Source organism: Massilia sp. 01N417, from assembly GCF_056399645.1.
Window position 1 is genome coordinate 35,996 of record NZ_JBFTRS010000018.1, and the last position, 13,757, is coordinate 49,752.

Consider the following 13,757-nt stretch of genomic DNA (forward strand, 5'->3'; position numbering starts at 1 on the left):
AATGGAGTTCACTCGAAACCGCCTTGAAGCGGGTCTGTAGGTTTGAGCTACAAAACAACTATAGCCGACACTTCAGAATTTTCAAGGCACATTGATACCAATCAGCGGCCGAGCGACATCAAGCGCTCGCGTCAGCACCGATTTCCTCAAGAAACGAACGGTATGCAGTTCCTGTTTCCGGATGCTGAAGACCGATCGAGGTCATCGCTTTCAAATAGCCGAGTTTAGATCCACAATCATAACGCTTGCCCGCAAATCGATAGGCAAGCACCCGCTCTACCGCCATCAACTTGGCAATTCCATCGGTAAGCTGAATTTCACCACCCGCACCTGCACTGAGCACTTCAAGGTGATCGAAGATACGCGGGGATAGAACATACCGGCCAACGACAGCCAAGGTTGAAGGCGCCTCGTCCGGATGCGGTTTTTCGACAATACTCGACACCTGTTCGACATCCGGGCGGTATGCGCTTGCGCTGACGATGCCGTACTGCCGAGTGTTTTCACGCGGTACATTCTGCACTGCGAGCACGCTGCACTTCTCGTAATCATACAGATCGGTCATCTGCGCGAGTATAGGTTTGTATCCGGGTGCCGCATCCATGAAATCGTCGGCCAGCAGCACGGCGAAAGGTTCATCCTGAACAATCGGCCGCGCGCACAAAACCGCATGCCCCAATCCTAGGGGAGCGGATTGCCGAATATAAATACAGGTAACGTTTTTCGGAATGACGGATTGCACCAGCTTAAGCAACTCATGCTTTTCCGCCGCAGCGAGTTCCGACTCGAGTTCGTAAGCCTTGTCGAAATGGTCCTCGATGGCGCGTTTGTTGCGACCAGTAATGAAAACCATTTCGGTAATACCAGCCGCTACTGCCTCTTCGACCGCATATTGGATCAAAGGCTTGTCAACGATCGGCAACATCTCTTTTGGCTGTGCCTTAGTAGCAGGCAAAAATCGACTTCCCAAACCTGCTACGGGGAACACTGCCTTTCTAATTTTGGTCATTACAGTACTTTATTAACAAAAAAACTTATCAGCGCAGACTCGGAATGGGGCCCCGGTAAATCGAATGCACCGCGCCCGCCCCCACCGATGCGCCAAATTTCTTCAACACACGCTCCGGCAAGCCTTCATGCGCGGTGTAGTCGATGATGTCTTCAGCCTTCACCACCTCGCGGGCGACGGTGTCGACGGTACCGAAACCATCGGCCAGGCCCATCTCGACGGCCTTGGCGCCGGTCCAGTAGAGGCCGGAGAAGATTTCCGGATTTTCCTTCAGGCGCTTGCCGCGGCCGGCGCGCACCACGGCGATGAATTGCTCGTGGATTTCGTTCAGCATGGCCAGCGCGTGCTGCTTCTGCTTGTCGGATTGCGGGCTGAAGGGATCGAGGAAGCCCTTGTTTTCACCCGCCGTCAGCAGGCGGCGCTCGACCCCCAGCTTGTCCATCAGGCCGGTAAAGCCGAAGCCGTCCATCAGCACGCCGACCGAACCGACGATGCTGGCCTTGTTGACGAAGATCTTGTCGGCAGCCGAGGCGATGTAATAACCGCCCGAGGCGCAGATTTCGTCCACGACCACGTACAGCGGCTTGTTCGGATAGCCCTTCTTGAGGCGCTGGATTTCGTCGACGATGATGCCGGCCTGCACCGGGCTGCCGCCCGGGCTATTGATACGCAACACCACCGCGGCCGAGCCGGCATCGGAGAAGGCCTTGTTCAGGGACGGAATCACGGTATCGGCGGCGCCGCTGCCTTCGTCGTCGATGCTGCCGTCGATTTCGATCAAGGCGGTATGGCGGCCGAGGGATTCGGTGCTAGAGCCGGTGCTGAAGTCGAAATAGGCCCAGATCGCCAAAAATGCCAGCAACAAGAAGGATAGTTTGAAGAAGATCCCCCAGCGCCGTGCAGCCCGCTGCTCGCGCACCGTGGCAAACACGAGCCGTTCGAGGGTCTCGCGCTCCCAGTTGCGCATCGCGCCCGGGTCGTTCGCGTTCTGATTCTCGGTCCTGATGTTTTCGCTCATAAATGTGTGCTTGTTTTACTTCGGCGGCTGGACATGCTGGTCCGGCTGCCAATAGATGCCATCGCCGGATTCGCGCACGGCAATCGGGCGCAGCCTGCCGCCCCGGCAAGGTCCGCCCGTGCAGACCCCGGTTTCAGGCACATAGATCGCGCCATGGGTCGAACACATGAGGTACAGCTTGCTCGACTCGAAAAACTCGCCCTTGAACCAGTCCAGCTCGACGGGAACGTGGGCGCAGCGGTTCAGGTAGCCGTAGACCTTGCCGCTGTGGCGCACCACGAAGCCGGTGGCTTCATCGCCGAACGCGACGACCGGGAAGCGGACGCCGTTGCCGCCGTCGACCAAGGCATCGGATCCGCAGATATAGACCTCGGCAGCAATGCTCATGCGTTTTCGACCAGCCACTGGTGCAGTTCCGGCACGTTCTTTGCCGTGAAGATCGGGTGACATGCCTGCAGTTGCTGCACAGGATGCGCGCCATACTCGACCGCGATGCCGGAGGCGCCGGCATTGTTGGCCATAAGCAAGTCGTGCGTCGTGTCGCCGATCATAACGGTGCGGCGCATGTCCTGCCCCAGCTCCCTTGTCAATTCTTGCAACATTGCAGGGTGCGGCTTGGAAAATGTCTCGTCCGCGCAACGGGTTGCATCGAAGGTCGACAGCAGTCCGCAGGCGTTCAGCGCGCGGTTCAGGCCGACCCGGCTCTTGCCGGTGGCGACGGCGAGGAAATAGCCGAGCTGGGAGAGCTCTTCCAGCATGGCGGAAACGCCGCGGAATAACACCAGTTCGTGGTCTTTTGTCAGGAAATGATAACGATATCGCTCCACCATGCGCGGATACAGGGCCGGGTCGATGTCCGGCATCACGGCCTGCATCGCCTCGAGCAGGCCGAGCCCGATCACGTGCGCGGCCGCGGCATCGCTGGGAACGCTCAGGCCGAGGTCCTTGGCGGCGGATTGGATGCATTTGACGATGGTGGCGGTGCTGTCCATCAGCGTGCCATCCCAGTCGAAGACGATCAGGTCGAATTGCTTGCGTGCCATTATGAATGTTTGCTTGTCGGTTGCCCCAAGCTTACCAAGAAACGCTCGCATTCCGCCGGCAGCGGCGCCGTGAGGGTCATCGGCTTGCCGGTTTCGGGGTGCTGGAAAGTGATCCGGTACGCATGCAGGAACATCCGCTTGAGGGCTCCGCGCGCGTCGTTTGCCTTCTGAAGCTGCTTGTTCAATGCAAAATCGCCGTATTTCTCGTCACCTGCGATCGGGAAACCGCTCGAGGCCAGGTGCACGCGGATCTGGTGCGTACGCCCGGTCTTGAGCTCGGCTTCGAGCAGGGCGAAGCCTTCCCAGCGGCGCAGCAGGTTGAACACAGTATGCGCTTCCTGGCCGCCGGCCTGCACCACCACGCGGCGCTCGCCGTCAGGCGTCGTGTATTTATGCAGGGGCAGCTTGACGTGCTGGCGCGGATTGGTCCAGTTGCCGCTGACCAGGGTCAGGTAGCGCTTGTCAGTCTTGCCGTCACGCATTTGCTCATGCAAATTGGTCAGCGCCGAACGTTTCTTCGCTAACAACAGCAAGCCCGAGGTTTCGCGGTCGAGGCGGTGCACCAGTTCCAGGAACTTGGCTTGCGGACGCGCCGCGCGCAGCTGTTCGATGACGCCATAGGACACGCCCGAGCCGCCATGCACGGCGACGCCGGCCGGCTTGTCGATGACCAGCAGGTGGCTGTCCTCGTGCACGATGGCGAATTCGGCGCCGGGCACGGGAGCGCTGCCGGCCGCCTTTTCAGCGGTGCGGATCGGCGGGATGCGCACCACGTCGCCTGTTTGCAGGCGGTACAATTGATCGATACGCCCTTTGTTCACACGTACTTCGCCAGAGCGGAGGATGCGGTAAATATGGCTTTTTGGGACACCTTTACAGACACGCAGCAGGTAGTTGTCGATACGTTGTCCGGCTTCTTCTTCAGCGATTGTTACAAGCTGGACAGAATTTCTCTCTAAGTCCTTCATTTTGAATATATAATCGACAGGCGGCGGTCAAACCTCTGCTGGTGTAAGAATTAAAACGATATTTTACACAGGGGCGCCTTCGTCGACCCCGCAAAAATGCGAATTCGATGAAGAAAAAAAAGGAATCTCGCAAAACCATAGCGAGCGGAAGTAGCGGAGACCGGGAAGCGCAGCTGTACGGAAGTACAGCGAGCATCGCAGGCCGCCAATACGACGCGCAGCAGGTTTGGTGAGATGACGAACGTGTACGCACAGTCTTGCGCAGCTATCAGGGTTGCACCGCAGTTGTAATCGGCTAGCGCACAGGACTGCAGGATTGGATTGTTTGGAATCGTAAGGATAAGTACCGGCAAGCCAGGTTCAGCCTGGCTCGCCGGGTGATGGCGTCGATAACGCTTGTCGTTTGCGCCGGACCCGCTGTAAGGAGCCTGGAAACCATGCGACGCGCAGGTTGTTCATGGTTCCGGCAAGCTTTGTCGCGAGAACCCGCAGGCCAAGGCTGATAATCGCCTGGTCCGGATTCCCGCTACGGCCGCCCCGCGGTCTGGCTGTGGTCGCTGTTAGCACCCGCCCCAAGGCCCTGGCGCCGCCCTGATCGGGCCGCGCCGGCCGAACAAGGTTGCGGCGTGCGCGCGACAATGACGTTCGATGCCATTTGCGCCCTGTGGCCGGCAATGCCGTGCCACGCCCCGGGCATACCACCGCCAACACTCCCCTCCCCGCGTACGTTTCCAGCAATTAAACGGTCCACGGGCCGCGGAGTTAATAAAAATGAAACGTATGTTGTTTAACGCTACGCAGCAAGAGGAGCTGCGCGTAGCGATTGTCGACGGCCAAAAACTGATCGACATCGATATCGAGACCGCCGGTCGCGAACAGCGAAAATCGAATATCTACAAAGGCGTCATCACCCGCATCGAACCCTCCCTTGAAGCCTGCTTCGTCAGCTACGGCGAAGACCGCCACGGTTTCCTCCCCTTTAAAGAAGTCGCCCGCTCCTATTTCCGTGACGGTGTCGATGTCCGGAATTGCACCATCAAGGAAGCCCTGCGCGAAGGCCAGGAAATCATGGTGCAGGTCGAGAAAGAGGAACGCGGCAACAAGGGCGCGGCACTGACTTCCTTCATTTCGCTGGCCGGCCGTTACCTGGTCCTGATGCCGAATAATCCGCGCGGCGGCGGCGTCTCCCGCCGGGTCGAAGGCGAAGAACGCCAGGAACTGCGCGAGACCATGGACAAGCTGGACCTGCCGCAGGGCATGTCGGTGATTGCCCGGACCGCCGGCATCGGCCGCACCGTCGAAGAACTCCAGTGGGACCTGAATTACCTGATGCAACTCTGGCGCGCGATCGAAGGCGCCGGCAAATCGGCCCCCGGGGCCTTCCTGATCTACCAGGAATCTTCCCTCGTCATTCGCGCCATCCGCGACTACTTCCAGCCCGACATCGGTGAAGTCCTGATCGACACCGACGACATCTTCGACCAAGCCCAGCAGTTCATGAGCCACGTGATGCCCGACATGGCGCACCGCGTGAAACGCTACACCGACGACGTCCCGCTGTTCTCCCGTTTCCAGATCGAACACCAGATCGAGACCGCGTACTCGCGTACCGTCCCGCTGCCGTCGGGCGGCGCGATCGTGATCGACCACACCGAAGCCCTGGTGTCCATCGACGTCAACTCGGCCCGCGCCACCCGCGGTTCGGACATCGAAACCACCGCCTTCAACACCAACTGCGAAGCGGCCGACGAAGTGGCCCGCCAGCTGCGCCTGCGCGACCTGGGCGGCCTGATCGTGATCGACTTCATCGACATGGAAGTCGCCAAGAACCAGCGCGAAGTCGAACAGCGCCTGAAGGACGCCCTGCACCATGACCGTGCACGCGTCCAGATGGGCAAGATTTCGCGCTTCGGCCTGATGGAACTGTCGCGCCAGCGCCTCCGTCCTTCGCTGTCGGAAGGCTCGCACGTCACCTGCCCGCGCTGCTCGGGCACCGGCCACATCCGCGATACCGAATCCTCCGCCCTGCAGGTGCTGCGCATCATCCAGGAAGAAGCGATGAAGGAAAACTCGGCCGCGATCCACGTCCAGGTCCCGGTCGACGTCGCTGCCTTCCTGCTGAACGAAAAGCGCGGCGAAGTGCTGAAGATCGAGAACCGTCACCGCATCACGGTCATCCTGATCCCGAACAAGCACCTCGAAACCCCGCACTACAAGCTCGAGCGCATCAAGCACGACGATCCGCGCCTGGAAGATGCCGCCTCCAGCTACACGATGGCGGAGTCGGCCGACACCGACATGGCTTATGCCAAGCGCCAGAAGGAAGAAGCCAAGCCGCGCCAGGAAGCCGTGGTCAAGACCATCACCCCGGCCCAGCCGGCGCCGATGGTGGAGCGCCGCGAACCGGTCAAGGCCGAGGCCGCTCCTGCCGCCGCGCCCGCCGCTCCGGTGGCGCCGCCTCCTCCGGCCGAGCTGGGCTTCTTTGCCAAGCTGCGTAACTTCTTCTTCGGCACCCCGGCACCGATGACTCCGCCGCCGGCTCCGGCAGCGGCGCCCGTCAAGCCGGCCGAGCCGGCACCGGCCGCCGAACGCGGCGAGCGCGGCAACCGTGGCCAGCGCAACGGCCGTGGCGGCCGTAACGGTACCGGCACCGGCAAGGGCCGCGAGCGCGACGACCGCGAACAGCTCGCCAAAGGCGCGCCGGCCGACGAGGCCGCCAAGCCGGTCGAGCTTGACGGCAAGCCGGCCCGTCCGCCGCGCAAGCCGCGTGAACCGCGCGAGCCGCGCGAAGGCCGTGAGACCCGTGACGTGCGCGAAACCCGCGACCAGGCCGAGGCGCCAGCCCAGCCGGCCCCGCGCGCCGAGCGTGGCGAACGCGCCGAGCGTCCGGAACGTGCCGAGCGCCAGCCGCGCCAGCCGCGTGAGCGTGCCGAACGCGCCCAGGTGGTCGAAGCCAAGGCCGAGGAACTGAGCGTGCTCCAGGCCACCGCAGCGACCACCGTGACGATCGCGGCGACCGCTCCGAATGGCGACCAGGAAATCATCCAGGAACAAGTCGTGAAGACCGTGACGGCGACCGTCGGCCCGAACGGCGAGGAAGCCGAGACCGAAGGTGGCGACGAGCCGCGCCGCCGCCGTCGTCGTGGCGGCCGCAACCGTAACCGCCGCGATCGCGACGGCGCCGAGATCATCGACAACGAGAGCGGTGAAGAAGGCGCGGCACCGGCCTTCGCACCGGTTGCCGACGAAGAAGCCGCCAAGTTCCAGGCCGAAACCAAGGCTGCGAAAGCCAAGGGCGCCAAGCCGGCCAAGGCTGCTGCTGCCCCGGGTCCGTGGCCCTTCCCGACCGCCGCTTCGGTGAAAGCCGCTGCCGAGAAAGCCGCGGCCGAACACGCCGCCGCCGAGCAGGCCGCAGCCCAGGCACGCGCCGAAGCCGCCGCAGCCGCAGCCCTGCAAGCCGCCGCCGCCCAAGCTGCCATCGAGGCCGCTGCCGCGGAGGTGAAGGCATCGAACCAGGGTCCGTGGCCCTTCCCGACCGCGAAATCGGTCGCCGAAGCCGCCGCCCGTCACGCTGCCGCTCAAGCGCCGGCTGCTCCGGCTCCGGCTCCGGCTCCGGCTCAAGCCGCCGCTCCGGTTCAAGCCGCCGCTCCGGTTCAAGCCGCCGCTCCGGTCGAAGCCGCCGCTCCGGCTGCGCAGCCGGTCGTGATGCCGGCACCGGTCGCGCCGGTCGCTCCGGCCCCGGCTCCGGTCATCGCTGCGGCTCCGGCCGCCGCACCGGCACCGGCTGCCCAGGCCGATCTGGGCGTAGCGCTGGCCCAGGCCGGCCTGCAACTGGCATCGACCGATCCGGAAAAGCTGCGCGCCGCCCAGGAAGCGGCCGCCCAGGCCCAGCAGCCGGTCCGTCTCGGCCGCACCCGCAAGGTGGCGCCGCCGCCGGCCCAGGAGCCGCTGATCCAGGTGGATACGCGCCAGTAAGCGCCGGCATCAGCCGATAAAAAAAGGGAAGCTTCGGCTTCCCTTTTTTATTGCAAATCAGTGCAGTCCGTCGAACACCAGCGAGCGGTGGGCCGCGATCCCGGCCATCGCACCGTCGCCGATCGCAAACGATACGCTGCCCATGAAGCGGGCCGCGTCGCCGCAGGCGAACACACCCGGCACCGAGGTCGCCTTCGACTCGTCGGTCCTGATCACCGGACCGAGCGGTCCCTCGCTCAGCTCGCAGCCGAGCTGGGCCGCCATCGGTCCCTGGATGCCGATGCGCGGCGCAACGAACAGCCCGGCCAGCTCCACCACCGTGCCGTCGGCCAGCCTGACCGATGCGCCGTCGCCGCAGATCTCGCTGACCGCCCGCGTCTCGACGGCGACGCCGCGCGCCGCCAGCTGGCGCAGCTGCTCCGCGTCGGGCACCAGGGTGCCGTTGGTGAACAGGGTGGTCGGGCCCCATTCCGGAACCAGCAGCGCCTGGTGCATCGACACCTCGCCCGCCGCCAGCACGCCCAGCGGTCCGCGGTCGAATTCGTAGCCGTGGCAATACGGACAGGGCACGACCGAGCGGCCCCAGCGCTCGCGCAGGCCGGGCACGTCCGGCAGGCGGTCGCTGACGCCGGTCGCCAGGATCAGGCGCTTGCCGTGCGCCGTCTCGCCATCCTCGGTGCGCAACTCGAAACCGTCGCCGCTCTTCGCCGCGAAGGCGACACTGCCCTCGCGCCAAGTCAGGTCCGGATAGGCAAGCAACTGCTCCCTGGCATCGGCAAAGATGGCTTCGGGCGCCCGCCCGTCCTGGCCGAGCAGGCCGTGCGATTCCGCGGCAAAGCGGTTGCGGCGCTGGCCGGCGTCGATCACCAGCACCTTGCGGCGTGCGCGTACCAGTTGCAGGGCGGCAGCCATGCCGGCATAGCTGCCGCCGGCGACGATCACGTCATGATTCATGCGTTTCTCCCAACCGGCGCCGCATGTCCTCGGCCAGTTCGGCCAGGGATACTTCCCCGAGGCGCGCCAGCAGCAGGGCTTCGGCGTCCTGGAAAGCCCGGTCCATGGCGGCATTCACGGCCTGCTCGACCAGGCAGCCGGGCGATTCGCTGCGGTTGCCGATCGCCAGGATGGTCGGCGCGCCGAGGGCGTCGTAGATGTCGCGCAAGCTCACCTTGCCCAGGTCGCAGGACAGCTTCCAGCCGCCGCCATGCCCCTTCTCCGACTGGACGAAACCCTGCTCGCGCAGGCCGGCCAGGATGCGCCGGATCACGACCGGATTGGTCTGCATCATCTCCGCCAGGGCCTCCGAGGTCATCGGCTGGTCCGTTTGCGCCATGTGGAGCAGGACGTGGAGCACGCCCGATAATTTGCTGTCGGTTTTCATGTAACTTATCGTATTACATGAAAAGCGGATTGGCAAGCCATGTAAAATGCTCAACCTTTCCCGATCTCTCATTACATGCAGCCCGTCCCCTTCCGCACCGCCCTGCGCTACTGGATCAAGCTGGGCTTCATCAGCTTCGGCGGCCCGGCCGGACAGATCGCGATGATGCATGCCGAGCTGGTCGAACGCCGCCGCTGGATCTCCGAGCAACGCTTCCTGCACGCGCTCAATTACTGCATGCTGCTGCCGGGCCCGGAAGCGACCCAGCTGGCCGTCTACATCGGCTGGCTGATGCACCGCAGCCTCGGCGGCATCGTGGCCGGGGTGCTGTTCGTGCTACCTTCGCTGCTGATCCTCATTGCGCTGTCGTGGATCTACATGGCCTACGGCCACCTGCCCGCCATCGCCGGCATCATGAACGGCATCAAGCCGGCGGTGGTGGCCATCGTTCTCGGCGCCGCTTGGCGCATCGGCAGCCGCACGATCCGCAACTGGCTGCTGGCCGCCATTGCCGCCTGCGCCTTCGTCGCCATCGCCGTGCTGGCCTTGCCCTTCCCGCTGGTGGTGCTGGGCGCGGCGCTGGCGGGCCTAGTGGGCGGACGCCTGCGCCCCACCCTGTTCCAGCTGGGCGACGCCCACAAGGCGCTTGGCAAGTCGTATGGCGCGGCGCTGATCGACGACGATACGCCGACGCCGCCGCACGCCCGCTTCAGCTGGCGCGGATTGCTGCGGGTGAGCCTGGCCGGCGGCGGCATCGGCCTGGCGGCCTGGCTGCTGCTGGCGGCCCTGACCGGCCCGGCGGGCGCGCTGGCGAGCATGGGCTGGTTCTTCACCAAGGCCGCGATGATGAGCTTTGGCGGGGCCTATGCCGTGCTGCCTTACGTCGTGCAGGGCGCCGTCGAACACTACGGCTGGCTCAGCGCCGGCCAGATGATCGACGGCCTGGCGCTCGGCGAGACCACGCCCGGCCCCCTGATCATGATCGTGGCTTTCGTCGGCTTCGTGGGCGGCTGGACCCATGCGCTGTTCGGGCCCGGCGCGCTGTTCGCGGCCGGCGCGGCCGGGGCGGCGGTGGCCAGCCTGTTCACCTTCCTGCCCTCCTTCGTGTTCATCCTGGCCGGCGGACCGCTGGTCGAGTCCACCCGTGGCGACGTGCGCATGACGGCGCCGCTGACGGCGATCTCGGCGGCGGTGGTCGGCGTGATCGCCAGCCTGGCGGTGTTCTTCGGCGGCCAGGTCTTCCTGGGCGGCGGCAGGCCGCACTGGCCGGCGATCGCGATCGGCGCCGCCGCCACCGTCGCCCTGCTGCGCTACAAGGTCGGAACGATCCCGCTGATCCTCGCCTGTGCGCTTGCGGGCCTCGTGCTATCGTATTGGAATGTCTGAGAAAATCATCATGCTGGGCGACGCCAGGTCGCCGGCAATGCCTGCGCCGACGGCGCTGGCCGAGCCTTCGGGGCTGCTCGCGGACGCGCTCGGCCGGCCGCTGCACGACCTGCGCATCTCGGTCACCGACCGCTGCAACTTCCGCTGCGTCTACTGCATGCCGAAAGAGGTGTTCGACAAGAACTACGCCTACCTGCCCCATTCCTCGCTGCTGAGCTTCGAGGAGATCACGCGGGTGGCGCGCCTGTTCGTCGCCCACGGCGTCGAGAAGATCCGCCTGACCGGCGGCGAGCCCCTGCTGCGCAAGGACCTGGAGCGCCTCGTCGCGCAACTGCGCGAACTGCGCACGCCGTCCGGCCGCCCGCTCGACCTCACCCTCACCACCAACGGCTCGCTGCTGGCGCGCAAGGCACGCCTGCTGAAGGACGCCGGCCTGGACCGCGTCACGGTCTCGCTCGACGCCATCGACGACGCCATCTTCAAGCGCATGAACGACGTCGACTTCGCGGTATCCGATGTCCTCGAAGGCATCGAGGCCGCGCACGCCGCCGGCCTCGGCCCGGTGAAGGTCAATATGGTGGTCAAGGGCGGCATGAACGACGGCCAGATCCTGCCGATGGCGCGCCACTTCAAGGGTACGCCGACCATCCTGCGCTTCATCGAATACATGGACGTGGGCGCATCGAACGGCTGGAACATGGACGAAGTCATCCCGTCCGGCGAAGTGGTGCGGCGCATCGCCGCCGAGATGCCGCTCGAACCTATCGGTGCCAACTACCCCGGCGAGACGGCGGCGCGCTGGCGCTACGTGAACGGCGGCGGCGAGATCGGCATGATCTCCAGCGTGACCCAGGCCTTCTGCAGCGACTGCTCGCGCATCCGCCTGTCCACCGAGGGCAAGCTCTACACCTGCCTGTTCGCGACCCGCGGCCACGACCTGCGCGCCCTGCTGCGCGAAGACCGCAGCGATGCCGAGATCTCGTCCAGCATCGCCCAGTTGTGGAGCCGGCGCGCGGACCGCTATTCGGAAACGCGGACGATCAATACCGACGGCCTGTCGCGCGGCGCGAAGAAAATCGAAATGTCTTACATCGGCGGATAAGAAAATGAACAATGCATCGATCAGCGGCCTGGTCCTGGCCGGCGGACGCGGCACGCGCATGGGTAACGTGGACAAGGGCCTGCAGCCCTTCGGCGGCTCGACCATGGTGGCGCACGTCCTGGAGCGCCTGCGGCCGCAGGTGGCCAGCGTGGCCATCAACGCCAACCAGAACCTCGAGGCCTACGGCGCCTTCGGCGTGCCGGTCTGGCCGGACGATACGCCGGGCTTTGCCGGCCCGCTGGCCGGACTCGAAGCGGGCCTGCGCCGCTGCGCCACGCCCTACCTGCTCACCGCGCCCTGCGACTCGCCCTTCCTGCCATCGGACCTGGCGGCGCGCTTGCTGCAGGGCCTGGAGGATGCCGGCGCCGACCTCGCGCTGGCGGTGACGGAAGAGAACGGCCTGCGCCAGCCGCATCCAGTTTTCTGCCTAATTAAATCCAGTAAAGTGGACGTGCTGTCGGCTTACCTGGCCGCCGGCGGACGCCGCATGGACGGCTGGTACCCGCAGATCAAGGTGGCCGAAGTGCTGTTCGAGGACGCCGCCGCCTTCCGCAACATCAATACCCGCGACGAGCTGCAGAGTCTCGATCCCGCGCGTCCTCCTCGCCTGGCGGACGTCGTCAGCTGCCTGTCCGCCTATGACCCGGATGCCCTGCCGGTGCGCGACGCGCAGAAGATCATCCGCGACTTCGTATCGCCGCTGCGCGCGACCGAACAGGTGGCGCTGCGCGCCGCGCTGGGACGGGTGCTGGCGGCGGACGTCACCTCGCCGATCGACGTGCCGGCCCACGACAACTCGGCGATGGACGGCTATGCCCTGCGCGGCGCCGACCTGTCGCCGGATGCGGAGATGCGCCTGCGCGTGATCGATACCGTGTACGCCGGCCGGACCTCCGGCGCGGTGCCGGGTCCCGGCGAATGCGTGCGCATCATGACCGGCGGCGTGATGCCTGCCGGCTGCGACAGCGTGGTGCCGCAGGAATTCGTGACCGAGCTCGATGGCGTCATGATCATGGCCCCCGGCACCATTCGCGCCGGCGACAACCGCCGCCTGGCCGGCGAAGACCTGAAGGCTGGCAGCGCCGCCCTGCGCAAGGGGAAAGTCATCCGCCCGGCCGACCTGGGCCTGCTGGCATCGCTCGGCGTGGCCGAGGTGCCGGTGCGGCGGCGCCTGCGCGTCGCCTTCTTCTCGACCGGCGACGAGCTGCGCTCGATCGGCCAGCCGCTCGACGAAGGCTGCGTCTACGACAGCAACCGCTACACCATCTACGGCATGCTGACGCGGCTGGGCTGCGACATCATCGACATGGGCGTGGTGCGCGACGACCCGCAGGCGCTCGAAGACGCCCTGGTCGACGCCTGCGAAAACGCCGACGCCATCATCACCTCGGGCGGCGTCTCGGTGGGCGCGGCCGACTACACCAGGCAGATCATGGCGAAGCTCGGCGACGTTACCTTCTGGAAGATCGGCATGCGCCCGGGCCGCCCGCTGGCCTTCGGCCGCATCGCCTCCAGGGGACACAGCGCCTTCCTGTTCGGGCTGCCGGGCAATCCGGTGGCGGTGATGGTCTCCTTCTACTTCTTCGCCCGCGAAGCGCTGCTGCGCATGATGGGGGCCGAGGCGCCTTTGGAGCTGGTGCGCGCCCGCTCGGTGGCGTCGATTCGCAAGAAACCGGGGCGTACCGAATACCAGCGCGGCGTGCTGTCGCGCGGCGCCGATGGGCAACCCGAGGTGAAGATCACCGGCTCGCAGGGTTCGGGCATTTTGCGCTCGATGTCGGAGGCGAACTGCATGGTGGTGCTGCAGGATGAGCAGGGTAGCGTGCAGGCTGGGGAGATGGTGGATGTGTTGATGTTCGAGGGCTTGATTTGAGC

The 13,757-nt window shown here is 65.2% G+C and carries 11 protein-coding genes; 4 read left to right on the forward strand and 7 right to left on the reverse strand.

The features are described from left to right. Positions 1-118 precede the first annotated feature (118 nt). The 5 genes from galU to AC1DOQ_RS18695 are packed head-to-tail and all read right to left on the reverse strand — an operon-like array spanning position 119 to position 4,038. The gene (gene galU, locus AC1DOQ_RS18675) at positions 119-1,009 is read right to left on the reverse strand and encodes a UTP--glucose-1-phosphate uridylyltransferase GalU (protein WP_477367520.1); all 891 of its coding nucleotides are present in this window, start codon (positions 1,007-1,009) and stop codon (positions 119-121) included. Positions 1,010-1,037: 28 nt separating this feature from the next. Further along, positions 1,038-2,027 carry a S49 family peptidase gene (locus AC1DOQ_RS18680; RefSeq protein ID WP_477367523.1) on the reverse strand — a complete coding sequence of 330 codons (990 nt, stop codon included), beginning with the start codon at positions 2,025-2,027 and terminating at the stop codon, positions 1,038-1,040. A gap of 15 nt (positions 2,028-2,042) precedes the next feature. Beyond that, positions 2,043-2,414 carry a Rieske (2Fe-2S) protein gene (locus AC1DOQ_RS18685; protein ID WP_477367526.1) on the reverse strand — a complete coding sequence of 124 codons (372 nt, stop codon included), beginning with the start codon at positions 2,412-2,414 and terminating at the stop codon, positions 2,043-2,045. Further along, a complete protein-coding gene (locus AC1DOQ_RS18690; RefSeq protein WP_477367529.1) occupies positions 2,411-3,070 on the reverse strand; it encodes an HAD-IA family hydrolase in 660 nt (219 codons plus the stop codon). Before AC1DOQ_RS18690 ends, AC1DOQ_RS18685 begins: the two co-directional genes overlap by 4 nt. After that, positions 3,070-4,038 carry an RluA family pseudouridine synthase gene (locus tag AC1DOQ_RS18695; protein ID WP_477367532.1) on the reverse strand — a complete coding sequence of 323 codons (969 nt, stop codon included), beginning with the start codon at positions 4,036-4,038 and terminating at the stop codon, positions 3,070-3,072. The genes AC1DOQ_RS18690 and AC1DOQ_RS18695 overlap by 1 nt, the downstream gene beginning before the upstream one ends. A 771-nt stretch (positions 4,039-4,809) precedes the next feature. Here AC1DOQ_RS18695 and AC1DOQ_RS18700 point away from each other — a divergent pair. Beyond that, on the forward strand, positions 4,810-8,013 hold the full coding sequence (locus AC1DOQ_RS18700) for an Rne/Rng family ribonuclease (protein WP_477367535.1): 3,204 nt from the start codon (positions 4,810-4,812) through the stop codon (positions 8,011-8,013). Positions 8,014-8,070: 57 nt separating this feature from the next. On the opposite strand, the gene AC1DOQ_RS18705 is transcribed toward AC1DOQ_RS18700, so the two are convergent. Together AC1DOQ_RS18705 and AC1DOQ_RS18710 are read right to left on the reverse strand one after the other, a co-directional pair. Then, positions 8,071-8,967, reverse strand: coding sequence for an NAD(P)/FAD-dependent oxidoreductase (locus tag AC1DOQ_RS18705; protein WP_477367538.1), 897 nt, complete (start codon positions 8,965-8,967; stop codon positions 8,071-8,073). Further along, positions 8,957-9,394, reverse strand: a complete 438-nt coding sequence (locus tag AC1DOQ_RS18710) for an Rrf2 family transcriptional regulator (RefSeq protein ID WP_477367541.1) — start codon at positions 9,392-9,394, stop codon at positions 8,957-8,959. Before AC1DOQ_RS18710 ends, AC1DOQ_RS18705 begins: the two co-directional genes overlap by 11 nt. Before the next feature lie 75 nt (positions 9,395-9,469). Between AC1DOQ_RS18710 and chrA the strand changes: the two genes are divergently transcribed. The 3 genes from chrA to moeA are packed head-to-tail and all read left to right on the forward strand — an operon-like array spanning position 9,470 to position 13,755. Further along, positions 9,470-10,780 carry a chromate efflux transporter gene (chrA, locus tag AC1DOQ_RS18715; RefSeq protein WP_477367544.1) on the forward strand — a complete coding sequence of 437 codons (1,311 nt, stop codon included), beginning with the start codon at positions 9,470-9,472 and terminating at the stop codon, positions 10,778-10,780. Continuing rightward, positions 10,773-11,882 carry a GTP 3',8-cyclase MoaA gene (gene moaA / locus AC1DOQ_RS18720; protein WP_477367547.1) on the forward strand — a complete coding sequence of 370 codons (1,110 nt, stop codon included), beginning with the start codon at positions 10,773-10,775 and terminating at the stop codon, positions 11,880-11,882. The genes chrA and moaA overlap by 8 nt, the downstream gene beginning before the upstream one ends. Positions 11,883-11,886: 4 nt before the next feature. Next, on the forward strand, positions 11,887-13,755 hold the full coding sequence (moeA, locus tag AC1DOQ_RS18725; RefSeq protein ID WP_477367550.1) for a molybdopterin molybdotransferase MoeA: 1,869 nt from the start codon (positions 11,887-11,889) through the stop codon (positions 13,753-13,755). Positions 13,756-13,757 lie beyond the last annotated feature (2 nt).

Excerpts from the sequence above, each read along its gene's own strand:
- galU (WP_477367520.1), bottom strand. The coding sequence starts at position 1,009 with ATGACCAAAATTAGAAAGGCAGTGTTCCCCGTAGCAGGTTTGGGAAGT.
- AC1DOQ_RS18680 (WP_477367523.1), bottom strand. The coding sequence starts at position 2,027 with ATGAGCGAAAACATCAGGACCGAGAATCAGAACGCGAACGACCCGGGC.
- AC1DOQ_RS18685 (WP_477367526.1), bottom strand. The coding sequence starts at position 2,414 with ATGAGCATTGCTGCCGAGGTCTATATCTGCGGATCCGATGCCTTGGTC.
- AC1DOQ_RS18690 (WP_477367529.1), bottom strand. The coding sequence starts at position 3,070 with ATGGCACGCAAGCAATTCGACCTGATCGTCTTCGACTGGGATGGCACG.
- AC1DOQ_RS18695 (WP_477367532.1), bottom strand. The coding sequence starts at position 4,038 with ATGAAGGACTTAGAGAGAAATTCTGTCCAGCTTGTAACAATCGCTGAA.
- AC1DOQ_RS18700 (WP_477367535.1), top strand. The coding sequence starts at position 4,810 with ATGAAACGTATGTTGTTTAACGCTACGCAGCAAGAGGAGCTGCGCGTA.
- AC1DOQ_RS18705 (WP_477367538.1), bottom strand. The coding sequence starts at position 8,967 with ATGAATCATGACGTGATCGTCGCCGGCGGCAGCTATGCCGGCATGGCT.
- AC1DOQ_RS18710 (WP_477367541.1), bottom strand. The coding sequence starts at position 9,394 with ATGAAAACCGACAGCAAATTATCGGGCGTGCTCCACGTCCTGCTCCAC.
- chrA (WP_477367544.1), top strand. The coding sequence starts at position 9,470 with ATGCAGCCCGTCCCCTTCCGCACCGCCCTGCGCTACTGGATCAAGCTG.
- moaA (WP_477367547.1), top strand. The coding sequence starts at position 10,773 with ATGTCTGAGAAAATCATCATGCTGGGCGACGCCAGGTCGCCGGCAATG.
- moeA (WP_477367550.1), top strand. The coding sequence starts at position 11,887 with ATGAACAATGCATCGATCAGCGGCCTGGTCCTGGCCGGCGGACGCGGC.